The organism is Desulfosporosinus sp. BICA1-9, from assembly GCF_000802135.1.
The window spans coordinates 1-25,773 of sequence record NZ_JUEE01000026.1 but is presented as its reverse complement, the minus strand read 5'-3'; the positions used below and the strand labels follow the sequence as shown (position 1 = coordinate 25,773).

The following is a 25,773-nucleotide window of genomic DNA, read 5'->3' as shown; positions in this document are numbered from 1 at the left end:
CAGGAATTTGCTCTAGACTATAAACGTCCTACTATTTAATAACTAAAATTTATCTTATCTGGTTTACTCAAGACTGGCTCCAAACATCGCTGATAGAGCTTGTTCTGTATAACGCTTAAAAATACCACTTCTGGGAGCGCTTTTAGGAGGTTGCCAACGTCCCCTCCGCTCTTGTAGTAACTCATCTACTTCATCTGCCCTCATAAGTTGACCCTTGATACCGATCACTCGGAGAACTCGCTCCGGAATATTCACTTCAATGATATCGTTCTCTTCGATTAAAACGATGGGACCACCGACTGCGGCCTCAGGTGAAACGTGCCCTATACAGGGCCCACGAGTGGCACCCGAATAACGTCCATCTGTAATGAGCACGACCGAATTACTTAATTTCGGATCACACATTAAAGCCTCTGCTGTCATCGCCATCTCAGGCATCCCTGAACCCCGAGGTCCCTCAAAGCGAATAATAAGCACCATTCCTGGCTCTATTTGGTTATCAATAATCGCCTGATGACATTCTTCCTCGGAGTCAAATACTTTGGCCGGGCCGGTATGATGCATCATTTCTTCTACGACAGCTGCATATTTAATCACCGCCCCTTCCGGAGCTAGATTACCTTTTAGAATAGCAATCGAGCCAATCTCCGTAGTCTCCTCGACAGGCTTAATAACTTGTTCCCGTTTAAGTCCGTAATTTGTCAGATATCCTTCCAAGCGTTCGAAGTAGCCTTCCTCGTTAAGCTGGTGAAGGTTTTCACGTAAGCTCTTGCCGGTTACTGTGATGACATCTAGATCAAGATAGTCGCGTAATAACCATTGGACTCTGGGAATTCCGCCAGCAAACCAGAAGGCTTCAGTCGGATATTGGCCACTAGGATAAATGTTAGCAATATGCGGAATCTTGTGGTTAATTTCATCAAACATTTCTGGTTTTAACGATAAACCCAACTCACGAGCTATGGCGGGCAAGTGCAGAAGCGCATTCGTGGAACCCCCAATGGCTGCATGAATTTTTATAGCGTTCGTAAAGGCTTCCTTGGTCAGTATTTTACGCGCCGTAAGATTAAGCGCTATCAGCTTCGACACTTGACGTCCAGCCGCCCTGGCCATTGCCGTAATATCTCGCATCGTAGCCGGAACCAAAGCACTCCCCGGCAAGGCCAAGCCAAGTGCCTCTGCCATGGATTGCATTGTACTGGCCGTGCCCAAAAATTGACACGCCCCAACCGAAGGGCATCCTGTTAACTTAAAGGCTCTTACCTCGTTTTCCGAAATTCCTTCTCTTTTTTGTCTCAATGAAATCTCCCCCGCCTTTATAGACGTAGACATATAGGGAGCCGGGCGCATGCTTCCGCCAGGAACAAAGATGGTCGGCAAGTCTAAGCGGGCAGCAGCCTTCAAATGAGCTGGAATCGATTTATCACAAGAGGAGATTAACACTAACCCATCCCAAGGAACAAACGAAGCATGGATTTCGATCATATCACAAATAATTTCCCTAGATGCTAACACAAAATTCATACCATTATGCCCTTGAGCACAACCATCACAGACATCGGTTACATGATATTTTGCAGGACGTCCACCCTTTTCGTAAATACCAATACCCACTTGTTCTGTCAAGCTATCTAAATGAGAGCTGCCCGGATGGCTATCCCCAAAAACATCCTCGATCAGAATCTGAGGCTTTTTGAGATCCTCTTCGTCCCAATCCATACCCAGTTGTAAAGCATCAAATTGTGACCAAAGCTCTCTGGCTGCTGTAGATTTAGGACGATAAAGTTCCTTATCCATTGATGTCATCTCCCCTAAACAATCTTTGTTTTTCAGATCCTAAGTTTCAAGCCTATTCCATGATTCCTTACATCTATTGCACCAGAATACAATCCTGGTTAATTATCAGATTTGTAAGATTCCTTAACTTAGTTTAAAGAGGGTACAAAACGCAACTACCATTGAAGTGGTGCGGTGCCTTTTTGTACCCCTGACACATTCACAACCCTCTAGAAACCTTGAAACTATTATTTAGAGAGTTTTACGACTTCATCCGTAACTTCTTTGACTAGGTCCTTACCAATCTTCTCGGCGAATTGATCATAAACAGGTTTAGTTGCATCTTGGAATGCTTTCAATTGGTCTGGAGTTAATTCTGTTACGGTCATTCCTGCATCACGTAACTTTCCAACTTGATCTTTAACCATGTCACGACTGATTTTTCTTTGAAAGTCTTTAGCTTCAAGTGCTGCTTGTTGGAAAATCTCTTGATCTTCCTTAGGCATAGAGTCCCAAATTTTTTGGCTGAATAACACAATAAAAGGACTATAGATATGATTGGATACGGTAACATATTTTTGTACTTCATTAAATTTTTGTAAATAAATCGTTGGAATGGGGTTTTCTTGTCCATCGATTGTTTTCTGTTGCATCGCAGTAAAAACTTCGCTGAAAGGCATAGGGGTCGGGTTGGAACCCATGGCTTTCCAAGCTGCTAAGTGCATCGGATTTTCCATCGTACGGATCTTTAACCCTTTCAAATCAGCAGGAGCTTTAATTTCACGCACGCTGTTTGTCACGTCCCTGAATCCATTTTCCATGTAGGCGAGCCCTTTTAAGCCTTTTGCGCTCAAGCCATCTAAGAGCTTCTGACCGATTGGTCCGTCCAATACCTTATCGGCAACTTCTGGACTAGGAAATAGAAACGGCAAGTCAAAAACCATTAACTTACTCTCAATCCCGGTCAAGGGAGAGGTTGAAGGGGGAGTCATTTCTAAAGTACCCATACGAACTGATTCTGTTGCCTTAATGTCATCCCCTAGCTGGGCATTGGCATAAAGCTGAATCTCATATTTGTTCTTAGTTCTTTCTTGAACGAGGTCTCCGAACTTTCTCATCCCTTGATAGAGTGGGCTCGCTTCGTTAAGCCCGATACTTACCTTAATTACCTTGGCATCTGCATTTGCCGGGGCTGCTGCTGGTGCTGGGGCAGTCGTTGGAGCCGGCTTTGCTGACGACAGACCACACCCTGTAGCCAATGTCGCTACCATAAAACCTGTGAGCAGCGTCGCCAATACTTTTCTTCTCTTGATCATTAATTCTTTCCTCCCTATTTTTTTTAGATGCTTAAAAGTTTTCTTTCAAGCTTTTTTATTTCTCTTTGAAAGAATTTTGTCTTTTCTTTCAAGAAGGAATACAAGTTAACACTCTATTACCTGGCAACCAGATTAGGAATAAACGTGATGAGTTCAGGAATATACGTGATCAAGCCTAAAACAACAATCATAACCGCAACAAATGGTAAGACTGGCCGAACCAGATCTCCCATAGATAATTTAGAGATTCCACAGACAACGTAAAGTACCGTCCCAACCGGTGGTGTAATTAAGCCAATACAAAGGTTAACGACCATAACCACTCCAAAATATACAGGGTCCAGACCAAATCCTGTAGCGATGGGTAACAACATGGGCCCTAAAATCAGTAACGCTGGTGTTAAGTCCATGACCATGCCCACAAGGAGCAAAAGTATGTTAATAAAAAACATAACCAAATATACATTGTCATTGGACAATGCTATTAAAGTCCCCGTTAATAATGAAGGAATTTGCGCCGTAGTGATCAGATATGCTGCAGACATCGCGGCACCGCATAGAAGCAGAACAATGGCAGTGCTTTTTGCGGAAGCTGTCAAAATCCTAGGCATACGAGTTAGTTTCAATTCTTTGTAAGCGAACTTTCCAACGAAAAGAGAGTAAACCACGGCAATAACCCCAGCCTCCGTCGGAGTATAAATACCGGTAATAATCCCTCCCAAGATGATGATTGGTAAAATCAAGGCCCAAAAGGCACTCTTGCCTGCACGACCTACATCTCCTAGAGTAGATTTATTGTTCGATTTGTAGCCTTGTTTTTTGGAATGAAAATACCAAACTACCATAAGCCCAATCCCGATGAGAATCCCAGGAACAATTCCACCCAGGAACATTTTAACGACTGAGACTCCGCCGATCACACCGAACAGGATCATGGGGATACTCGGTGGAATAACGGGCCCGATGGTTCCTGCGGCAGCGATCAAAGAGGCACTGGATGCCTTTTTGTACCCTTCCTTATCCATCATAGGTAAAAGAATTGAACCAATCGCCGAAGTATCTGCAACGGCTGAACCAGATACCCCTGCAAAAAGCATACTGGCTACAACTCCAACATAACCTAAGCCGCCGGTCACGTGTCCGACAAGAGCTCTGGCAAATTCCACTATTCGCCGCGAAATCCCACCTTCATTCATGATTTCGCCAGCGAGTATAAAGAACGGGATGGCCATTAAGGGAAAGCTATCTACACCACGAATAACGCTTTGAGCAATAATAGGGGTCGATACGTCCCCCGTTAAAAGGAGCATCAGGACCACTGTCGTTAGAATCAAAGCAAATGCAATCGGAATATTGAGTAATATGAAACCAAATAAGCCGAGAAGAAATGCAGCTAACATCACTTTCCTCCTTCTAAATCGTTTTTGTTGGTAGCGAGACCTCATCGACAGGCGTCTCGTAGTGCACGGAGGAACTAAAAAGTGCTTTAACATGTCGGAATATTTTTAGGACTGCTTGGATAATAAGAATTGAGCCAGTAAAGGGAACAACGATGTAGACATAACCATAAGGAATAGAAGCCGCCGGGGATAGCCACGTCATATTCTCCACAGTTATTTTATATCCACCTATAGTAATCAAACTTAGTGCATAGATCACCAGGAGATCTGCTATCACCGCTATTAATTGTGAGCCTTTTTTGGGCAAGACTTTAGTGAGTATATCAAGGGCTAAATGTTCATCGTTAATGTACGCTAGGATTGCCCCAAAGAATACTAGCCAGATAAATAGAAACCGCGATACTTCTTCAGACCAAGCTAAAGAACTACCTAAGAAATAACGACCAATAACATTAGAAAACACAATAATAACCATAAGCGCCAAAAGAATAGCCAGTATACCATTTAACAGTTTTGTCAAAAACCCCATCGTTTGTCCTAGAATACCTTCGTTCTTTTCCATACCAAGCTCCCCTCTAAGTAAGATGCTTAACTTTTCATGACCCAATCAATTATTTCTGCTAACACCCCTCCTTTTCTAAAGTAATTAATTTACGGAGACTTGTTCCATAAAGAAAGAGCAACATTAATTAATTATAAATTCACATATATGAACTATGTTCATGCTCTTGAATTAATGTATTCTACATAAATCTCAATTATCCTTCTGATAAGATTAAATATTCAAAGTTTTATTTATTATTAGGTATCTCATAACGGCAAATATTCTGATCATAGACCACGTGACTAGTTTGGATCAGCAAATAGCCGAGGTACCAACCATAGATTGGCCTCGACTTTGTTTTATACAAAGTACTATTACAGGAGCTTTTAAAGCTTAAAATCATAATCTTAGTTCAAGTCAGTATAAAGACTATAAAAATCCTAAAAATAAGAAAGGGAGGAGTTAAAATGGAAGAACCTCTACTCACAATAATTGTCTTAGCAATTACTTTTCAATGGGGTGATTGGAGGCACTGGAAACAATATTATCCTACGATCCTATTCTGGGGATTAGGTAATTTTATTTACCTTCATCTTACTAAGGATAAACCCCTTTGGAAATTTAATACTATTATACCTACATCATTAGCTGATGTTTTAATGACTTTAGTAATTTTCCCATGTGTCGCCTTCTTGTTCTTTCCTTATTTCCCCAAGCGATGTAACATAAAGAAATTACTTTACATTTGTATATGGGTATTTATATTTTCATGGATAGAATGGTGGGCATTAGAAATCGGTCATTTTGCCTACTTTAACGGTTGGAAGTTAACCTATTCTGTTATTTTTAACTTAGGCATGTTTACTTTGCTCCAAATACACTACAAGGATCCGCGCTGGGCTTGGTTAATTTCACTCGTCTCTGGTAGTTTTATAATGATTTACTTCAAGATCCCCTTATAGCCTTCTCAAAAGGTTTTTTTACACCAAAGAGATAAGGTGGCAAGGGACGTAACAAAACATTTACATAAGTTTCGTTACGTCCCCTTTTCTTTGGTTTATCAAGATCAGCCGTTTAAGAGTCGAGTTTATCTTTATCCCAAAATCCCATGTATCTCTTCTTCGGTTATCTTAACTAAAGTCTCAACCTGTGCCTCCGTAAACTGTTCCCCAGACTCCAAGGTCACTAAACAATCCTCAAATAGGGTGACCAACAAGCCATTTATTTGTGCGTACCTTTCCTTGGCATTCGAGGGTTCCAGAACCTTCCCACCCCAAATCCCAGCCATACGGTCGAAGAGAAAATTAGTAATTCTCCTCATGATCTGGGCTAAGATCACGACCTTTCGATCAGTAAGAGTCACAATACTTTCATACGTTGATTCTTGGACCTCCAGGCGCCCAGCTTCCTGCAGATCTAGGTGAGCCTTCGTTCCTTTTAAAACAATCAGGTGATGATAGAGCATGTTCGCCGTAATCGCCAGATTGTTTATTAGATCATTGCGCTTTAGAAATTCAAAGTTGACCCGGATATCTGCCAAGGATGAATCGGGCTCAAACATGATAAACCCAATATTGGGTTCGATCCCGTATTGGCGGAGGATTCTGATCGCCCTCTCGTTCTGAGCAACCGTTGTCATCTTATTTATCCGTTTTAGGGAACTGTCACTACCGCTCTCTAGTCCTATGAGAATATGGCGAAGGCCTGCTTCTACCAAGGCACTTACGGTTTCCTCATGGATGTCGTTAACCCGGGCCTCGATGCCAAACCGAATATTTCTGGATTTAAGGAGCGTTGCCAAGCGCAAGGCTCGTTGTTGCCCTCTTTCACCCGGACCGAAGAAATTGGGATCGGTAAAATAGAAATCCTCAATTTTATGTTGTGCAATTAAGTCATCGATTTCCGCGATGATATTTTCCGGAGTTCGACCACGCCACTGAGAGCCCTGTCCATAAAAAGGGTTGATGTAGCAGAAAGTACACCCCCCATAGCAGCCCCTACTCCCCTGAAGGTTTACTTCAGGCAGACGGAACAGGGCTTCGGTTCGCACGGGAAAAGGGAGAGCGTTCAGATCACCCACCAGTTCACGCCGCTGGAAAACAATTATACCAGAGTCGTCCCTCTGAGCAAGACCGGGTAAATTTTTAAGACCTTGGTTAGTTAAGGTTTTTGTAAAATCTTTTGTTAAAGCTTCCACTACCATGGTAAAGGTCAGTTCCGGTTCGCCCAGGATCACTGAATCAATATCTGGGCACTTCAATAAAATGTCTTCAAAGTCAGTGGTCGGATAATACCCGTAAGCCGTGATATACGAGGAGAGTTGCTCCGCTTTAACCTTGTGGAGAAAAGCGTACAAGGCTGTGTCCGTCTGCCAATGGTAGACCATATGAACCCCTATCAAGTCCGGTTGCATAGCTTTTACCCTACGCTCTATTTCTTGGTAGTCGAGCCCATCCAGGAATCCTTCAATGATTTCGACCTCATGCCCTTCGCTTATGAGCATACCGGCTACATAACCAGAATGAAGACATGAAGAAAGGGGAGTATTGGCGATGTCATTACATCGTTCCGGGCAGACGGTTCGTGGGTGCTCTAATAATAGTATCTTCACTTTATTTCCCTCCTCACTTCCTGCCACATAAATATGTTTCTACACTGCTGAAGTGTTTCCAGCTTGTATCTGAAGGTATTAAACGGCTTCGGGTTGTAATAGGTGGGATAGAGCAGATCCGTTTCCGCATCGATAACCCCTTGCGACCTAGCCATTCTTTCGATTGCTGTGCCTGGTAGAATGCGAATATTATTCAGTATGATGGTTCCTAGATTCCTTTTCTTACTATGTAATTCATAAAGCTGTTCGACAAACTGGATGCTTTTTTCACAGGTTTTTTCCGTTTCTCCAGGCACATTGACCATAAAATGATAGACACTGACCACGTCCGTCTGAGCGACGAAACTTGCTGCTTTTAAAATCTGTGCCTCACTAAGATTTTTGCCTAGGACATCCAATGATTCCTGGCACAGACCGTCGGGGGAGAAGGAAAAACACTCACACCCAGCCCGTTCAAACAAAGCGACATTCTTTTCATTAAGCTGGTCTTCCCGCATAAAACCATCCCACCGAATCTTGAGCTTTCTGTGCAGTATCTCCTCACAGATTCCCTCAAGGTGACCGCGGGGGACGTTGAGTACAGGATCGGTAAAGTGAAAACTCTGAATACCATAGTCTTTATGCAAGAGTTCCATTTCATCCACGACCGCAGCAGTCGGGCGGCACCGCAATCTCCTCCCTTGAAGCTGCGGATAAACACAATAAGCGCAGTTAAGAGCACAACCCCGTTTTGCCTCAATTCCAATCGTAGGAACGTAGTTGTTAATCCCTTTATAAAGCTCAGGATCCAGCAAAAGTCGATTCGCAGGAACATAATTAGCCATGTCAAAATTAGTGGCAGGCGGTGAAACGCGCACCCTCGAACCCTCCCGCCGACAAAGCCCAGCCAGAGGCGGAGGATTTTCTATAGAGCGAAGAAGAGCTGGAAAGGTGACTTCTGCTTCTCCTACAATTCCGTAATCTAATTCAGGCACCTCTAACATCAGCCGTTCCGGGAAAAGGGAAAAGCCGGTGCCGCCCACAATCAACCAGGCTTGGGGCAGAACAGCAGCAATCAACCGAACCGTGACAATAAAGGGAGAAATCAGCGAACTAGTTTTATTGCCCAGTGGATCAATATTCCGCAGGGATAAACCAATCCCCTCAGGTTGGAATGTCTTGAGCTTCTCTTTCAGTGCTCCATAAGGATCCCTTTCCAGATTCATATCCAAGATACTCACCTCATGACCATACCCTTGAAGGCGACCGGCCAAAAGGACAATCCCGATAGGATAGACTCTCTCCTGAGAGAGGTCTTCTACTGAAGGGGTTTGAATCATCAAAACACGCACGTAAATTCACTCCAATAACAACAGGGCAAAATATCTGACGTAGTCGCCCTTGTCGCGTAAAATCTGAAGATTAAGACCCGCCCGTCGGACGGTCTCGTAGACATCAATGCCCGCCCCTTCCATAGAGGGCCTAGCATCCCGTGTATTGCGACACTTCCCGTCGGTAGCGCCCACAGCGCAGGTTGTGCAAAGAAGGCATGGGCCGGCCCAATAAGCGAACGCTTTATGAAATCCTGCTAAAAAGGCTTCTCTTTCAGCGTCCAAAACTCGGCTCTGAAACACTTTTCCTGGAGGTTCCCCCTCCAGAAGCAGAGCGTGTGAAAAGTCTTGCAGTACCTCCCTCGTTTTTTGAGGTGAGGGACTATTGGGTGGGCAGTGGGCATGTCCATACCGATCACAGCCAAATTGGCAGCGGAGATCCGTCCAGTCAGCAACATGGATGCTTTCTTTATTGATAGGAAGAACTTCTCTAAAACCCATCGCTTTAATCCTGGCAATCAGACGGGTTCTCTCATCCAGACAGAGACTTTCCAGTTTCTTTTTATCCTTGGCCGCGAAGATCAGCGCAGTGTCCGTCGCTAAGGGGATGAGCTCAGTTGTATAGAGTTTTGACATGGCTAATTGTTCTTTTACCCATGTTCCAGAAAAGATCCTGCCATTGTAGGTATTGATAAACATATTTAGATCGAGCAGTGCAGCCTTAGCAGAGAAGTGCTCAGGGAAGAAATCATGGATGACTAGGAGCCCTTCCGACTTGAGACAATTTGCTGCACGGTCCAAGATTAGAGGAATCTCTTGTTCTGAATAGGCGTGAATAATATTTGAGAGAATGACCAAGTCAAACCCTTCCTTAGCAACGGACCAGGGTTCCAAAATATTGCTCGGTATGTAGGAAACCCGTTTCCCCAACCCCTTCTTGTCCATCAACTCCTGTGTATAGCTGAGGACTTCCTGAAGATCCACTAAAGTTGCCGATAAAGAAGGAGAAATCTCCAGAAAACCGCAGGCAATCGCCCCAGAGCCGGTCCCTATATCAAGTATCTCCCCCTTCAGATCAAGCCCCTCGAAGAAAGGCAGAATCTCTGCCACCTTAGATTCAGCAATATTATCCATAGCATTGATATACTTACGGATCCGCTTGGCAAACTGCTCTTGACCCTCTTCTTCGACTGGAAAATTCACTCTGCCGCCAGCCTTAAGGCATTCGGTAAGGTCCTGCCATCCTAGCCTAAGGCCTTTACGCCAGAGGATCGAATCTCCTTGATACCCACTCTTACCAAGGACAAGATGGTCGCCGGCAAGCTTGGTGTTATAATAACGTTTACCATCATAAACCACTAACCCTATTGTGCAAAGAGCCTGAAGAAAACGCCCCAGACCAGACGGAGGCATATCTAGTGCTCCTGCAATTTCGTCAGTCGTCATGCCTCTAGGCTCCAGAAAAGTAAAGACTTCCAGTTCAACGGCCGTAAACAGTGCCTCAGAAAACCAGTACCCGGTTGCCAGGTCTTCCAAATACTGAGGTCCTACACCCTGGGGATTATGCCGAAAAAAGGGTGTCGATCCCATCTTTATTACCTCCCCTCAGGATCTCCAATGCGTCCACTCAATGTCACTTTTTTACCTCTCATTAAATTCGAACCGGAATGGGATACGCTCCATCAAAACAGGCTAAGCAAACACAGTCCGTCCCAAGTGCTCGAAGCAAGCCTTCCTCAGAGATATAGTGTAGCGAATCTGCTCCTACAAACTCCCGAATTCCCTCTATATCCAATTGATTGGCAATGAGTTTTTCTCGTTTTACCGTGTCAATCCCATAGAAGCACGGATAGGCTACCGGAGGAGAACTGATTAGAAAATGTACTTCTTTGGCCCCTGCTTTTCTGACCATTTCCACCAGTTTCGAACTGGTGGTTCCTTGGATAATCGAATCATCAATCATAACAACGCGCTTATTTTTCAGGACACTTGCATTAGCATTAAGCTTCAGACGAACGTCCACTTCTCGCATTTGTTGAGTAGGTTGAATATAGCTTCGATGGACATAACGGTTTTTAATAACCCCTTCTCCAAAGGGAAGCCCCAGTGCTGTGGCATACCCCAAGGCAGAAGCAGTCCCGGAGTCTGGGACCGCAATCACAAGATCCGCCTCAACTGGATATTCACGGGCCAGTTCAATGCCCATCTGACGTCTACTTTCCGAGACACTCAGCTGATCAATTGTACTGTCCGGTCGGGAAAAATGGATATATTCAAAGGCACACGACGTGCGTTCTAGTTTAGAAAATCTCTGGTATGAGTGGAGTCCATCTTCATCGATCACCACAATTTCACCGGGCTCCACATCCCTCACAAACTCTGCACCAATGGTATCGAGAGCGCAACTTTCTGAGGCCAAGCAATACCCATCGCCGATACGCCCAATACATAAGGGACGAACGCCATGGGGATCCCTGAGTCCAATAAGTTTATCCTCTGCCAAGATAACCAAGGCATACGCTCCACGTAGATCCATCATGGTCTTAAGCAGCGCATCTTCCAAGGACTCCCGGCGATAGCGAGTAATGAGGTTAATCATCACTTCGCTATCAATCGTTGTTTGGAAAACTGCCCCGTTTTTCCCCAGTTCTTCACGTAGTTCTAAGGCATTGGTTAAACTTCCATTATGAGCCAAGGCCATCATGCCTTTTTGGTAGTGTACCACCAAAGGCTGAGCATTCGCAAGCAGCTTTGAACCCTTTGGGGAGTATCGGACATGTCCAATCGCCATTTTCCCCTTCAAGCAATCCACAACATGGTCTGAAAACACTTCCGATACCAAGCCCATTCCTTTATGCACATCAATGCTTCGTCCATCTGAAACCGCGATTCCAGCACTCTCCTGTCCTCGGTGTTGAAGAGCATAGAGCCCGTAGTAAGTTACACGAGCAACCTCCAGAGTGGGGGCATAGATCCCAAAGACTCCGCATTCCTCTTTCGGTTTATCCTCTCTAAATTCGAACACGTTTGCCCCCCTCCCCTTAGTTCAGTGCTTAGTCTTCAAATTTCTTCGCTTAACCGCTTCTGCAACGCTTCGTCCTTCGCCTCGATATCCTGCAACATTTGGGCTCGATAGACTTTAACCTTCATACTCAATGGTTTATCCTGACTTGCCAGAATCTGTACCGCAAGTAACGCTGCATTCCGAGCAGCACCGATGCCTACGGTTGCCACTGGGATTCCCGGGGGCATTTGTACAATGGAGTAAAGGGCGTCGATTCCTTCCATGGCACCACTGCTCATCGGAACACCGATGACCGGCAAAGTTGTTGCCCCCGCCACAACCCCAGGCAAGTGGGCTGCTAACCCTGCCGCGGCGATAATAAGTTTTCCCCCTTGAGCTTCAAACCCTTTCACCCAATCGACCGTTCGTTTCAACGTCCTTTGGGGGGAAGAAATGATAACTTCAAAAGGAACCTCAAATTGCTGAAGAACTTCCAGGGCTTCTTCTATAACTTGATAATCTGAGTCACTTCCCATAATGACCCCAATCTGGCTCATTTGCCTCACCCTCCTTGTCAATAGTGCCCTCTTCCCGTTAGTTAGCAAGTTCCTCCCGTTTTCCCAAGGTGTTCCCCAACTAATTTCATGGCACAGAACCCACCACACATAGAACAGGCTTCCGCCCCCTCCTCGTTACGCTCTCCTCGGACTCGGCGAGCTGTAGGAGGATCAATGGACAATTCAATTTGTTTTTCCCAATCTAAGGCTTTACGAGCATGAGCCATAGCTAAGTCCCATTCACGTACACCCTTAACACCATTAACTATATCGGCAGCATGAGTCGCAATGCGCGTAGCTATGACCCCTGCGTGAACATCTTCAGCGGTAGGTAAGCGTAGATGTTCGGCAGGTGTAACATAGCATATGAAGTCTGCACCGGCCATAGCTGCCGCTGTGGCCCCGATGGCTCCTACGATATGGTCGTAGCCCGGCGCAATATCCGTGACTAAATTTCCAAGTATATAGTATGGAACATGATGACAGAGTTGCTTTTGGAGCAAGATCGTTGCTGGGATTTGATCCACGGGCACATGGCCCGGGCCTTCTACCATCACTTGGACGCCAGCTTCCAAGGCTCTTTGTACCAATTCTCCCGCCACAATCAAGCCTTGGACTTGGGCACGGTCCAGAGAATCTTCAATACAACCGGGTCGGATTGCGTCTCCAATACTCAGCGTTACATCGTATTTTTTACAGATTTCAAGCACACGATCAAATTGAGTATAGAGAGGATTCTCTTGCTCGTTGTGGAACATCCAGCCTGTTAAAAAGGCCCCTCCACGACTTACAATATCTGTGATTCGTCCTTGATTTTTTAATCGTTCAATAATAGACATGTTTAAAGCAGCATGAATGGCCATAAAATCGATGCCACGCTTTGCCTGACGTTCAATCATTTCGAACATATCATCAGCGGTCATACCGACAACGCTTCCGTGTTTAGCAATACTCTCCATACCACCTTGATAACTTGGAACAGAACCGATAGGTAATGTGAAATTATCGAGCACCTGATGGTGGAAAGCATCAACATCTCCGCCAATACTTAATTCCATAATTGTATCCGCACCAGCAGCTACGGCAACCTTTATTTTATGGAGCTCATCCGAGAAGTCCACACAGTCCGGTGACGTACCGATGTTGGCATTTACTTTGGTGCGAAGACCTTCCCCTACTGCGACTGCGTTACAGTTCTTGTGTTGTTTGTTCTTGATGATCACGACCCGACCTTGAGCAACCTTCGCACATAACTCATCCGCTGTAAGCCCTTCTACTTTAGCTAATCTCTCTACCTCAGGTGTAATAATTCCTTGTCTTGCTTTAATAAGTTGTGTCATTTCAATCTCTCCATTCTTACTTTTTATTTGGCACGATGCATCCTGTCCTTACTAATTAATCGAATCACAAATCTCGAACCACGCCTTAACGTCCCTATATTCGAACCTCGATCATCGAACCTCGAACATCGATTCAGCATTCCCACGGCAGTTCTTGAAAGAACTCGCCAGCCACAGCCATGGCACAACCCTTTTCACATTTTGTGCAGAAAGGTTTTTCACTCGAGTGGAAATCCGTAAGCCTTTCTTGATCTAAGGCTAACGTTTTCTGGGCCTCTAGATTCTGCTCCCGCCGCGCTCGACTCATTTGCAGGTCCCAAGTTTCAGCGCCTGGGTAACCTTTGGCTAGATCCGCTACATGAGCAGCAATACGGGAAGCCACTACTCCCCGATAGACATCCTGCGCATTGGGATACCCTATATGTTCGGCAGGTGTGACGTAGCAGAGAATGTCTGCTCCAGCAGCACCAGCCATGGCTCCACCTATAGCAGCGGTAATTTCGTCATATCCGGGAGCTACATCCGTCGATACCGGACCGAAGACAAAATACGGAGCACCTTGACATACTTGTTTTTCTAATTTAACGGTTGTCGCGATTTGATTAGGTGGAGTGTGACCGGGTCCCTTGATCATGATTTGAACCCCCGCTTGTCTGCTACGCTTTACCAGCTCGCCTAGAACGACGAGCTCCTCAGCTTGAGAACGACATAATGAATCAGCACCTGCACCCGGTCGCATAGCATCCGCTAAACTTAAAGTAACTTCATACTTTTGGGCAATTTCCAGGATGCGGTCGAACATAGTATACAAAAAGTTCTCCTTGTTATGATAAAGCATCCAGCCCATCAGTAAGGACCCGCCTCGGCTCACCAGATTTAGCACCCGCTGGTCTTCCTTAGCCGTTTTAAACAATCCGGAGTGAAGGGCACTATGCAAAGCCATAAAATCTACTCCATCGGCAGCTTGGCGTTCCATAACCTTGAAAAAGTCTTCAGGTTCAAGTGCTAAGGCTGAACCCTTAGTACATACAGCCTCAGCAAAGGCCTGATAAACAGGTAGTGTACCTAAAGGTAACGGTACTCTTTTTATAATTGTCCGCCTTGCCTCGTCCATATTGCCGGCTGTACTCAAATCCATGACCGCATTGGTTCCTGCCCTGATTGCCTCATCCACTTTAAATAGTTCATCAGCAAGACTATCCTCGTCTGCAGCTAGGCCAATACTAGCACTAACTTTAGTGCTTAGGCCTAGTCCAAACCCTTGAGGCTTTTGGGGCTTGTGGTGACCGTTATAGGGAATAACAATTCGTCCGGTAGCAACCCGTTCCATAAGGAGTTGGACATTCATGTGTTCGTTTCGGGCTACCAAGGTAAACAACGGGATTTCCTGACCCTTTTGGGCCATTTCCATTAACGTCAAAACAACAATCTCTCCTTTCTATATTTGAATCATTCCCTTGAAAAGAACAATCTGTAGTGAAAAAAATAAAAAAAGTCTCTAATCACAACGTGACTAGAGACTTTTCCATAATCTCATCCACACTACTCTTGGTTCTTCGACAAGGTAGGTTTGGCTTAACTACAAGGCAGGTCTCCTGGCTTACGGATCAACACTTCGAAGCACCTTCCGGGAACTAACCCGTGGTTATTTACTTCTTGCTCCCCGTTTACAGTGGCGGGACCGCGCCGGACTTACACCGACTTCCCTATTCTCCTCATGGTGAGGCACCTGTAGTTATTAAATTTTCTAAGCATAGTATAACTAATAAATGTATCATTGACAAGGCTTTTTAGTCGACAATTCTAGAAATCTCCATTACAAGCTTATCTTATTAATCATTACTCTGATGCTTCTTCTGTTTTATAGATAGAATCTTTGGAAATAATGCTGTACTCCCCGCTGCTTTGCACGATTCTAGAAACATGTCGAATTTGGTGCTTACAATCTGTACAGTAGCCAAAAGCAAAATATTTCTTCGTTTTAGTGACTTCCTTGTCTTTCTCAATAAGTTTGGAACATTGCGGACACGACATAGTCACTTTGTCGAGGAAAGCCTTCAACTCTTTAACTTTTATCTCATTTTCGATTTGGTTCTTTTCCCAGTTTATAATGGCCTTTTCAGAAAAATCAAAGACCTTTTTGAAAATCTCTGAGGTATAGAAGGCATCACTTAATGCATCGTGAAAGGGAACTGTTTTTTCAATCCCTAAGGCTTCCACAGCATTTTCTAGACTTGGTTGCATTGATAGAACCCCATGAGTCATATAGATTTGCTGAATATTAATAAATCTGTTGAAGGATAGTGCTTCAAAGCCGAAAAATTGACAATTATCTCTTAAACCTAAAATATCATCATGTCCCCAAGAGCACAAGATAGCGTCCCTTCCAAGCCATGAACTAAAGCTCCTGATTGCCTGAACGAAAGGGGTTCCTTGGCTAACCTGCCTTGTGCTGATCGTCGTTTTCTTCTTAACATAGGGGTTTATTCTCTTATAGATCACTGGCTTTACGATTAAATTAAACTCGCCAATGGTCTCCAATCGTTCGTTGAGTTTGACTGCTCCAATTTGAATGATTTCACTTTTCAAAGCGGGATTTGCACAATCACCTTCTTTGAATTTAAAAAACATATTGAATTCCAAATCAAAAACTATATAGTTCATTGTTACCTCCTCTATCACTATTTTTATTATAATCCTTCCAAAGAATAAACGCACACATATTAGTTTTTTAGTTTTATAACTTCCTTCTAAAAGTACAAACTTTTGAAGTTTGCTTGTAATACCAGGTTAATTAAAAATTAAATGAACGAAGTCTTTTTTTTGTTTTTCTGCGAATACTTAATCAAGAGGTGATATTATGTGGTTCAATAAAAGTACTGAAGATGTGCTAAAGGAATTAGCTGTAAACTCAACCACCGGGACTTTAATGGACTGGGCATTCGTTTTAGCACTATCCATTATTCCTTTAGTGATCAATGAACTTGTGAAAGCCATGCGCAGAAAATAACCTTGGACTTGGAAGCTTTTACAGCCTTTAATTCCACCGCAGTATTTGAAATTTTTCTTCTCCTGTATATTTACATCTTTTAGACATGAGAATGCTCCCCTTTCTGGTAGTAGGTTTTATTATTTAACCTGTCTACCTAGAGGGGAGCATATCAGTCTTCTTGGGGTATCTCTAATTAATATTATGTCTCATGAATTACCAAAAACTTAATTGTTGATAAGTACTGATCTTTTGGTATTGGTTGAGTAAGCGATCTAATTGCTGACTAACCTCTACAACCTCGTGATCAATGAGATTACGAGTTAGAGCAAATTTATTGAGTCTCTTACGTAGTTCCTCTATTCTTTTCAAAAGTTTCTTTTCCACGCGGATTCCTCCTGAAAATTACATTCCTCAGTAAGATTTTAATGCTTTTCTGGGGAAATGGCAAGAAGATAATATCCATTAATAGGCAGTTATTTGTCGTAATATGGTAAATATATCTTAAATGTAAAATGTTTTATATTGATGATTAGATGCTTTATTTTATTAATTTAAAATAATTACATTTTCAATAGGGAGTTTAATAAAAAAGGTAGTACCTGTGGTTCCGGTTTCGACGCATATCGTACCTCCATGACGATACACTATGTTGTAAGACACTGGCAATCCTAAACCTGTTCCATTTTCTTTCGTCGTCAAAAAAGGTTTACCTATGTTTTCAAGAACTTGTCCTGGTATGCCAGATCCCTGATCGCGAAACATTAAAACAACGTAATCCTGTTCAAGATAGGTTCTTATGGTCAAAACCCCACCTTCCAGCATAGAGTCTAAGGCATTACGGGCTAAGTTTAAGATAACTTGTCGAATTTCTTGCTCATTTAGTTTTAGATTGGGGATCTCTTCGAGTTCAACAATAATAATTAGCTCTTTCCTTAGAGCATCAGCTTGTATCATCGGTAGTAGTTTATTAATAATAGTATTAAGATTCTGCATTCTAAGATCTAGAGGATTGTTTCGACTTAACGAAAGGAACTCCGTAATAATTGAATTGCAGCGATCTAATTCTTCGATCATGAGTTGAAAATAATCCTTATACTCCAGAAGTACTGATTTCGTTCCTAGTAACTGAAGAAAACCGTGGACTGTTGTCATAGGATTCCTAATTTCATGAGCTATACTCGCAGCCATCTGGCCGATTAGATTTAAAGCATCAAGCCTTTTCATCTCTGCTTCCATTTTTTTACGTTCAGTAACATCACGATGGATACCCATGATACCGGTTATCCGATTTCGGTCATCTCTAATCGGTGAAATACTCAATGAGACGTCGATTACCTTACCATCTTTCTTTCGACGCTTCATATCATAGCCGATAATTTCTTCACCTATTTTTGCCCGCTCAAGAATTTCCTTCAATTCCGAAACACCTTCGGGCACTGACAAAAGTGTAATCTCTTGCCCTAAAGCTTCTGAAGCTGTATAGCCATACATCTTTTGCGCTGCTGGATTAATACTCGTTATTTTATAATCCAGATCAACTGTAGTAATTAAATCATTAGAGTTTCTTACTATGGCTTCAAAGGTTCGAAGTTGCTGAGAATGTGCTTTGACTGCATACAATAACGGCGTTAATTCTGGCAGAAATCCGGTATCAATCTGAACACAGTTATCTTGGAGTATTGCCTCAGCAAATGAAGTTAACTGCTTTTTAATCTCTCTGACCAGAAACCAAGTCCCTATTAGCGGGATAGCAACTATAATCAATATTTCGCTGACTTGAACTCCTAAAGTGAGACCTAAAGCAAGGCTTAGTAAAATAGTCCCAATAATTAAACGCTTAGTATTCACTGTGTTAGAGTGGTTGCGTATTATGTTCCTAAGATTCATATAAAACCTCCCTAACGCTTATCAAGCGATCTTACATTAAAAGGGAAATTTCCTAACTATCTACTACTTTGTTATCGTAAAAAGGATTATAGGGAAATACTACTTTTTAAAAATTATTATTGAACCACCTTGAACTTACTTCGTCAGACTTAAGGATATTCCTCCCTACAAGCCCAACATATTACAAGGATTATTGCAAAAATAACCTAGGAAATTTATACCACTACATTCTACCTATTTCTTTTCGGTAAGATCTTCTAACCTCACAAATTGCCGAATATTTAAAGCAACAAAAAGCTAGGGTCAGGCTATTATTCTTACCTGACCCTAGCTTGAATTTGAGCACGTTTACAGTCATACCTTTATATTCTTTCACGAAGAAGTAAAAACCTTAACTTAAGCCACTTTCCAGCTTTATTTAACTTCCACATAATGTTTGAAAAAAATCCCATTAATAACATCCCCTTTTTTTAAATTTATACTTAAGTTACCCTAATCTCTGAAAATCAGTATGTAATTTATTTCCATAGAGACAATTTTATATATTTCTATACCTACTTCTACTTCTACTTCTACAACCCTATTCGTCACATTCATAATCCCTGGACCCCTGATATGAACAGCTTAGAGGGGTTTCTTTTCTTCAAGGTAACCTTGAGGCGCTCTGAATATGTTGTCTCGTTTCATTTTTCTAAATAAAAAAATACTCACTTCGATAAACTGGAAATCTTTATACTTTCTTTATGCACTTCACTATAATCTTTACGCCTTTTATATGGGTAATTGATTTATAATAAGGCTGCATTCAGTATGAAAGATTGCTTTTGTTAGACAATAATGAGTAGTACGCGGAAATAACGAGGGTGATGATATAAATGGTAAAAGGAAAACTAACAATTTTCTTAGGTGCAGCTTCAGGGGTCGGAAAAACTTATGCAATGTTAGAATCCGCTTTAGGTCGATTGTCCGAAGGTGTAGATGTAGTTGTGGGTCTGGTAGAGACTCATGGCAGAGCAGATACCGAGGCAATGCTTAACGGCTTTACGGTCATCCCCAGGAGATCTCAAGAATATATGGATCGTATATTTTTTGAAATGGACTTAGATGCAGTCTTGACACGTCGTCCTCAGCTTGTCTTGATCGATGAACTGGCCCACACCAACGTGGATGGATCGCGACATAAAAAGCGTTACATGGATGTCAAAGAATTATTGTCAGCGGGGATTAACGTTTACACTACCTTGAATATTCAAGACTTAGAGACACTCAATGATATTGTAACCCAAATCACCGGAGTTGCCGTCCGAGAGACTGTCCCCGACCAAGTCTTAGAAATTGCGTCGCAAATTCAACTGATTGATATCCCACCGGAAGAATTAATTCAAAGGTTAAAGGATGGAAAGGTTTATGTTTCAGATCAGGAAACAGAGGGTTTAAAAGACTTCTTTCGACCTGGCAATATCAACGCTCTAAGAGAGTTGGCTCTTCTCTATACAGCGCAACGAGTGGATCGTCAGCTAGAATCCTATAGGCAAGACCATGGAATCAATGGGCCATGGCCGACGGGAGAAAAGATTTTGGTTTGTATAAGTGCCAGCCCCTTCTCAGCTCAGTTGATTCGGATTGCGAAAAGAATGACCGAGAAGGTACAAGGGCAATTATTTGCCGTGCATGTTGAAACCCTGCGCCGACTTCCCAGTAGTGAGGCTGAAAAAGACTCAATGGCCAAAAACCTCCGCTTAGCTGAAGAACTGGGTGCGGAAGTGATTGGTCTAACGGGGAATGGTGTAGCGGAAGCTATTTTAGAGTTGGCTAGGAAACGCAATGTTTCCCAGATAATTATTGGCAAACCAGCGCATACGCGCTTTTGGGAGTTAATCCATGGCTCGGTCGTAGATAAAGTGATTCGGCAAAGTCAGGGCATTAGTATTCATGTTATCCCTGGACGCCCACCAGAGGCAGGAAAAGCCCAGATTAAGGCAGTAAAAAATGGAGAAGAAGCGGGTACTAAACCACAGGGGTGGAATTCTCCGAAGATAATTCCTTATTTGGCATCCAGTCTGATGATTATTGGGATGACTTTAGTTTTCACCTTGGTACATCCGTTTTTAGGCCTGGTTAATATTTCTTTGCTCTATCTACTGCCTATTCTGATAAGTGCGGCACTCTGGGGAACCCTTCCCGCCATTGTCACAGCGATAATGGGGACCATTGCCTTTGATCTTTTTTTTGTCCCCCCATTTTTTAAATTTACCGTTGCTGATCTCCGTTATCTAATCAGCTTTGCTATCTTCATGTTGGTGGGGTTGATTACGGGAACTCTATCGGATCGGTTAAAAAAACAGGTGAATTATTCTCGGCAGCGGGAGAATAACATTTCAGCGCTTTATTCTCTAAGCCGAGATATCGCTGCAGTCGATAACCTAGATGCTGTATTAGATTGTATTGTTAGTAATGTCTCCAAAACGTTAGAGGGACAAGTTATGTTGCTTTTACCTAATGAAAAAGCTCAACTGGTACTGCGAAAGGATTCTGGGCTTATCAATTCCCTAGATAAATGTGAACTTTCAGTTGCCACCTGGGTCTATGAAAGGGGACTAAAAGCGGGTCATGGAACGGAGACCTTAGGCACTGCTAAGGCCCAATATTTGCCACTAAGCACAGAGCAGGGAACGCAAGGAGTTCTTGGGATTAACATCAATGAAAGCAACACGCAATTTGACCCTGAGCGAATTCGCTTATTAGAAGCCTTTACAGGATTGGCAGCTATGGCCATCAATCGAGTCAAATTAGCCGAACAAGCCAGAGAGTCCCTTTCGTTAGTAGAGTCTGAACGCTTACGCACGGCTCTTTTCAATTCACTTTCTCATGATTTGCGAACACCCCTGGCTTCCATAATTGGGGCCGTCACCGGTCTTTTAGAAGATAAAAATGTCATCTATAGTCCAGAGGTCCGCAAGGAGTTGCTTAAAACGATTCTCTATGGGGCGGAACGAATGAATCGATTTATTAGTAACTTATTAGATATGGCACGACTAGAAAGCGGTATGCTTAGATTAAATAAGGAATGGTGCGATCTTCAAGATATCATTGGAGTGGCGATCAATAGACTTGGAGACACCCTAACTCGACGGCCTTTGGATATCGATATACAGGAAGGCCTACCCTTGGTGCAAGCTGATGGGATTTTGATAGAGCAGGTGTTGATTAATTTGCTGGATAATGCACTTAAGTACTCAGAAGCCGCTAGCAAAATCATGATCTCGATCCGGCAACAAGGAAATCAACTGGAGATCGTGGTCGCTAATCGGGGCCATGGTATTCCTGAGGCGGATTTAAGCAAGGTCTTTGATAAGTTTTATCGACTTAGTTCCCCTTTACAAGTAAGTGGAACGGGGCTCGGTCTGGCAATATGTAAAGGACTTATTGAAGCACATGGCGGGGATATTTGGGCCGAAAATAATAAACTTGGCGGTGTAACAATTACCTTTACCTTGCCGTTAACCGACCAATTTTTGGGGATAGTGCCTGAGATGAATGAAGGAGAGTAAGATGGAAAACAAAGGTCAGCGTATTTTAATAATTGATGACGATACACAGATTCGGCGATTTTTGCGGGTGGCCCTAACCAGCCACGGCTATGTAGTAAAAGATGCTAGGACGGGTAGCGAGGGTCTCGAGGCAGTCGCGCTGTTCAGTCCGGACCTAGTAGTATTAGATTTAGGGCTACCCGATATCGATGGGCTAGATGTAGTGCGTCAGTTGCGAGAATGGACTAAGGTTCCGATTATCATTCTTTCGGTCAAGGAACAGGAGAGTGATAAAATTACAGCCTTGGACTTGGGTGCGGATGACTATGTGACGAAACCTTTTGGGATGGGGGAATTGTTAGCTCGAATTCGAGCGGCAATGCGCCACACTGTCGGGGTAGAGGAAGAGCCAGTTTTGCATTTTGAAGACTTGACCCTTGATTTATTACACCGCCGGGTCACAAGGGATGATCACGAGATTAAGCTTACCTTAACGGAATATGAGATCGTAAAAAATCTGGCGATTAACGCAGGAAAAGTTATGACCCACAGCTATTTACTTCGTACTGTATGGGGGCCTTCTTATGAGAAAGAAGTACAGTACTTACGAGTATATATTGGTCAGATAAGGAGAAAGCTGGAACGTGACCCATCCCGCCCGCGGCATATTATTACCGAACCAGGGGTAGGATATCGTTTGTTGTAATGCAGACTCACTTGGAGGGAAAAAGGATTGAACGCATTAGGGAAAATCATGTCACCATCTCGAGTTTTAGTCTTGGGATTTGCTGTTCTTATTGTGTTTGGGGCGTTATTACTGACCTTACCTCAAGCAACTCAGGATGGATTGGGATTAACTACTTTGAATGCCGTCTTTACAGCAACCTCGGCAGTTTGTGTTACAGGGTTAGTGGTAGTGGATACAGCGACGACGTTTACGCTCTTTGGGCAATGGGTTATTCTATTCTTGATTCAAGTGGGTGGACTCGGTTTCATGACCTTTGCCACCCTGTTTGCCATGATATTAGGGAAGAAAATTACCCTTAAGGAACGATTGTTGTTGCAAGAGGCCCTAAACCAGGTTTCAGTCGAAGGGGTCGTTCGATTAATGAAGTCTGTCCTACTGATTTCCTTTGCTTTTGAAGCGATGGGTACCCTTATTCTAACCTTACACTGGTATTCCGATTTTGGCTTTAGTAAAGCGCTTTATTATGGTCTCTTTCATTCTATTTCAGCGTTTAATAACGCGGGTTTTGATCTCATGGGTAATTTCACTAGTCTTACTGCTTTCGTTGGAGATCCCGTCGTTAATATTACCATCATGCTTTTGTTTATTTGCGGAGGCTTGGGCTTTATCGTTATGGCGGATCTACTGGCACACCGGAAAAAGTTTAGACTTCATACGAAAATAGTCCTACTGGTTTCCGGAGTCCTTATTCTTTTAGGGACTGTCATTATTTTGATCATGGAATTTGCAAATCCAGATACCTTAGGGCCATTCCCCTTAGGGACAAAGATTATGGCAGCCTTATTTCAATCGGCTACTTCTCGGACTGCTGGATTTAACACCATCAATATAGCGGGTATGTATGACACAACGTTACTCTCTATGATTGTGCTCATGTTTATTGGAGCTTCCCCCGGAGGGACGGGCGGAGGGATTAAAACAACGACGTTTATTGCGATCTTTTTATCTGTGTTGAGTACCTATCGTAGTGATCCTCATGTTGTCTTCCAGGGGCGGACCTTACCAAAGGATGTTATTCAGAAAGCTTGGGCCGTTACGACTTCAGCTTTATTTCTGGTCTTCTTAGTATTATCAATTCTTTCACACACGGAAAATTCAGATTTAAGGACCGTGTTTTTCGAAGTAACCTCCGCCTTTGGGACAGTGGGCCTTTCTCTAGGAATCACGCCCACTCTTTCCGAGGTTGGTAAAATGGCGATTATTTTAACGATGTTTATAGGGCGGTTGGGGCCGTTAACCTTGGCCTTTGTCCTTTCTCAGAAAAAAAATAAACAAGAAGCCCACATTAAATATCCCGATGAACGAATCATGATTGGATAGGAGGAGAAATTAGTGCGCAAACAATTTGTGGTAATTGGCTTAGGGCGATTCGGAACCAGTGTAGCTAAAACTCTCAGTGCATTAGGCCATGATGTATTAGCCATGGATAAGGACGAACATGCCGTTCATGACATAATAAATGATGTGACCAAAGCAGTACAGGCCGATGCACGTGAGGAGGTGACACTCCGGGCATTAGGGGTGCGGAATTTAGATGTAGCAATAGTAGCGATCGGAGATGATCTTGAAGCCAATATCCTGATCACTTTGATGCTTAAAGAAATGGGAATTCCCTATGTTGTCGCTAAGGCCCAATCAGTCCAACACGGAAAAGTGTTGGAAAAAATTGGTGCAGATAAAATTGTTTATCCGGAACAAGATATGGGGATTCGCTTAGCCAACAACCTGATTAGAACAAATGTTATGGATTTTATAGAATTGTCCTTAGATTACAGCATTTTCGAAATAATTGCTCCATCCCAGTTTGTCAATAAATCAATAGGGCAACTAAATTTGCGAGCAGTTTATAAAATCAATGTGATGGCGATCAAAAAAAGCGCAGATCAGATTGTTATCGCGCCAGGGCCAAACGCAGTCGTTGAAGAAAGAGATATTTTAGTAATTGTCTGCAACAAAAAAGCTCTTTCGAAGTTGCCAGAGTAACAGTTAGTAGCAAATAACTTATTTATAGACCTCAGAGAGAATATCAAGATCCGCCTTGCTAAGTGATACGGGCTCCGTATTGTCCACTCGGATAATAATAAATGTTCCTTGAATATCTGCCCTTTTGAAAGGCTTTTGGGTTAAGGGATAGTTTCCATCGTAGACGATTAAACACCCAGGACAGATAGTTTCCACCGTTTCAATATAACCGTGAATTGTTAATTCAAAGGCCTTAAGATTATTGGGTAGTTCACGTACTTCAGGAGCTTTCCCCGGCTCCACTACCAAAGCCTTTATCCATTTAACCAATGTCTACTTCCCCCCTTTCAGTGACTGAGGATATTTTCGACCCGCCTGTCGCCTAAATTGTTTTGATATCGGCGCAAACCCGATAAAAGCCCAGTCCATACCCCGAATTGAATAAGCCAAACCGAAAAATGGCGGCCGGATGAAAGCATCTTCAAACCGGCCGCCATTTTTGTGGTCTGCTGTTTCTTCAGGAGTTTCCGCTGGCAAGTCCGCACCTTCTTAAGCTTGGGCACATATTGTGTAGAAAGTAACAGGAAGGATTGACGCGCGGATGACTACTACGACGGAACGCACCCCGCGGATTATCGCGGATGAAATAAACATAATCAACCATCGCACCGGAACGACTCTGCTGGCTAACGCCATTGAGATCGGAGGGCGCCTGAAAGAAGCCAAAGCCCTGGTCAGGCACGGGGAATGGGGCAAATGGCTGGCTGAGTCAGTCCGTTATTCCCAGCGCTCAGCC

The 25,773-nt window shown here is 43.3% G+C and carries 23 protein-coding genes and 1 riboswitch; of the genes, 7 read left to right on the top strand and 16 right to left on the bottom strand.

Features of this window, described 5'->3' with window-relative positions:
• Positions 1-63: 63 nt before the first annotated feature.
• The 4 genes from ilvD to JL57_RS02970 form a co-directional block, all read right to left on the bottom strand.
• Complete coding sequence (gene ilvD / locus JL57_RS02985) at positions 64-1,797, bottom strand: dihydroxy-acid dehydratase (RefSeq protein WP_034140575.1); 1,734 nt, start codon at positions 1,795-1,797, stop codon at positions 64-66.
• A 227-nt stretch (positions 1,798-2,024) separates the two neighbouring features.
• On the bottom strand, positions 2,025-3,092 hold the full coding sequence (locus JL57_RS02980) for a TRAP transporter substrate-binding protein (protein WP_034140574.1): 1,068 nt from the start codon (positions 3,090-3,092) through the stop codon (positions 2,025-2,027).
• Positions 3,093-3,208: 116 nt separating this feature from the next.
• Entirely contained in the window at positions 3,209-4,492 is a 1,284-nt protein-coding gene (locus tag JL57_RS02975) for a TRAP transporter large permease (RefSeq protein WP_291299629.1), read from the bottom strand.
• Positions 4,493-4,505: 13 nt separating this feature from the next.
• Positions 4,506-5,054, bottom strand: a complete 549-nt coding sequence (locus JL57_RS02970) for a TRAP transporter small permease (RefSeq protein ID WP_291299628.1) — start codon at positions 5,052-5,054, stop codon at positions 4,506-4,508.
• A 449-nt stretch (positions 5,055-5,503) separates the two neighbouring features.
• On the opposite strand from JL57_RS02970, the gene JL57_RS02965 reads away from it, so the two are divergent.
• Positions 5,504-5,998: a CBO0543 family protein gene (locus JL57_RS02965; protein ID WP_034140572.1), complete on the top strand. Its 495-nt coding sequence runs from the start codon at positions 5,504-5,506 to the stop codon at positions 5,996-5,998.
• A 131-nt stretch (positions 5,999-6,129) separates the two neighbouring features.
• Here JL57_RS02965 and JL57_RS02960 read toward each other — a convergent pair whose 3' ends face one another.
• From JL57_RS02960 to JL57_RS02925, 8 genes are all read right to left on the bottom strand, one after another.
• Positions 6,130-7,647, bottom strand: coding sequence for a B12-binding domain-containing radical SAM protein (locus JL57_RS02960; protein ID WP_034140571.1), 1,518 nt, complete (start codon positions 7,645-7,647; stop codon positions 6,130-6,132).
• Complete coding sequence (gene bzaD / locus JL57_RS02955) at positions 7,644-8,978, bottom strand: B12 lower ligand biosynthesis radical SAM protein BzaD (protein ID WP_034140570.1); 1,335 nt, start codon at positions 8,976-8,978, stop codon at positions 7,644-7,646. Before bzaD ends, JL57_RS02960 begins: the two co-directional genes overlap by 4 nt.
• Positions 8,979-8,984: 6 nt before the next feature.
• Complete coding sequence (locus JL57_RS02950) at positions 8,985-10,547, bottom strand: DUF2284 domain-containing protein (RefSeq protein ID WP_045691006.1); 1,563 nt, start codon at positions 10,545-10,547, stop codon at positions 8,985-8,987.
• 61 nt (positions 10,548-10,608) lie between these two features.
• Positions 10,609-11,982, bottom strand: a complete 1,374-nt coding sequence (gene purF, locus JL57_RS02945; RefSeq protein WP_034140568.1) for an amidophosphoribosyltransferase — start codon at positions 11,980-11,982, stop codon at positions 10,609-10,611.
• Positions 11,983-12,017: 35 nt separating this feature from the next.
• Positions 12,018-12,518 (bottom strand): 5-(carboxyamino)imidazole ribonucleotide mutase, encoded by a 501-nt coding sequence (purE, locus tag JL57_RS02940; protein ID WP_034140567.1) that lies wholly within the window; start codon positions 12,516-12,518, stop codon positions 12,018-12,020.
• Positions 12,519-12,559: 41 nt separating this feature from the next.
• The gene (bzaB, locus tag JL57_RS02935; RefSeq protein ID WP_034140566.1) at positions 12,560-13,858 is read right to left on the bottom strand and encodes a B12 lower ligand biosynthesis ThiC-like protein BzaB; all 1,299 of its coding nucleotides are present in this window, start codon (positions 13,856-13,858) and stop codon (positions 12,560-12,562) included.
• Between the two features lie 133 nt (positions 13,859-13,991).
• A complete protein-coding gene (gene thiC / locus JL57_RS02930) occupies positions 13,992-15,269 on the bottom strand; it encodes a phosphomethylpyrimidine synthase ThiC (protein WP_291299641.1) in 1,278 nt (425 codons plus the stop codon).
• A 156-nt stretch (positions 15,270-15,425) separates the two neighbouring features.
• A riboswitch (cobalamin riboswitch) is annotated at positions 15,426-15,606 on the bottom strand.
• 91 nt (positions 15,607-15,697) lie between these two features.
• Positions 15,698-16,522 (bottom strand): 3'-5' exonuclease, encoded by an 825-nt coding sequence (locus JL57_RS02925; RefSeq protein ID WP_034140564.1) that lies wholly within the window; start codon positions 16,520-16,522, stop codon positions 15,698-15,700.
• A 196-nt stretch (positions 16,523-16,718) separates the two neighbouring features.
• Here JL57_RS02925 and JL57_RS33355 point away from each other — a divergent pair, with 196 nt between their 5' ends.
• Positions 16,719-16,868: a hypothetical protein gene (locus JL57_RS33355; protein ID WP_291299627.1), complete on the top strand. Its 150-nt coding sequence runs from the start codon at positions 16,719-16,721 to the stop codon at positions 16,866-16,868.
• A 195-nt stretch (positions 16,869-17,063) separates the two neighbouring features.
• Here JL57_RS33355 and JL57_RS02920 read toward each other — a convergent pair whose 3' ends face one another.
• Together JL57_RS02920 and JL57_RS02915 are read right to left on the bottom strand one after the other, a co-directional pair.
• Positions 17,064-17,234 (bottom strand): aspartyl-phosphate phosphatase Spo0E family protein, encoded by a 171-nt coding sequence (locus JL57_RS02920; RefSeq protein ID WP_034140563.1) that lies wholly within the window; start codon positions 17,232-17,234, stop codon positions 17,064-17,066.
• Between the two features lie 162 nt (positions 17,235-17,396).
• Complete coding sequence (locus tag JL57_RS02915; protein ID WP_291299626.1) at positions 17,397-18,737, bottom strand: nitrogen regulation protein NR(II); 1,341 nt, start codon at positions 18,735-18,737, stop codon at positions 17,397-17,399.
• A gap of 875 nt (positions 18,738-19,612) precedes the next feature.
• Between JL57_RS02915 and JL57_RS02910 the strand changes: the two genes are divergently transcribed.
• The 4 genes from JL57_RS02910 to JL57_RS02895 are packed head-to-tail and all read left to right on the top strand — an operon-like array spanning position 19,613 to position 24,998.
• On the top strand, positions 19,613-22,288 hold the full coding sequence (locus JL57_RS02910; RefSeq protein WP_034140562.1) for a sensor histidine kinase KdpD: 2,676 nt from the start codon (positions 19,613-19,615) through the stop codon (positions 22,286-22,288).
• A gap of 1 nt (position 22,289) precedes the next feature.
• Positions 22,290-22,973, top strand: a complete 684-nt coding sequence (locus JL57_RS02905) for a response regulator (protein WP_034140561.1) — start codon at positions 22,290-22,292, stop codon at positions 22,971-22,973.
• A gap of 27 nt (positions 22,974-23,000) precedes the next feature.
• The gene (locus JL57_RS02900) at positions 23,001-24,335 is read left to right on the top strand and encodes a TrkH family potassium uptake protein (protein WP_291299625.1); all 1,335 of its coding nucleotides are present in this window, start codon (positions 23,001-23,003) and stop codon (positions 24,333-24,335) included.
• 12 nt (positions 24,336-24,347) lie between these two features.
• Entirely contained in the window at positions 24,348-24,998 is a 651-nt protein-coding gene (locus JL57_RS02895; RefSeq protein WP_034140560.1) for a TrkA family potassium uptake protein, read from the top strand.
• A gap of 18 nt (positions 24,999-25,016) precedes the next feature.
• Here JL57_RS02895 and JL57_RS02890 read toward each other — a convergent pair whose 3' ends face one another.
• Together JL57_RS02890 and JL57_RS02885 are read right to left on the bottom strand one after the other, a co-directional pair.
• Positions 25,017-25,307, bottom strand: coding sequence for a DUF3846 domain-containing protein (locus tag JL57_RS02890; protein ID WP_034140559.1), 291 nt, complete (start codon positions 25,305-25,307; stop codon positions 25,017-25,019).
• A gap of 3 nt (positions 25,308-25,310) precedes the next feature.
• A complete protein-coding gene (locus JL57_RS02885) occupies positions 25,311-25,514 on the bottom strand; it encodes a hypothetical protein (protein WP_034140558.1) in 204 nt (67 codons plus the stop codon).
• A gap of 64 nt (positions 25,515-25,578) precedes the next feature.
• Here JL57_RS02885 and JL57_RS02880 point away from each other — a divergent pair.
• The coding region (locus JL57_RS02880) for a DUF3102 domain-containing protein (RefSeq protein WP_034140557.1) at positions 25,579-25,773 on the top strand (195 nt) is incomplete at its 3' end.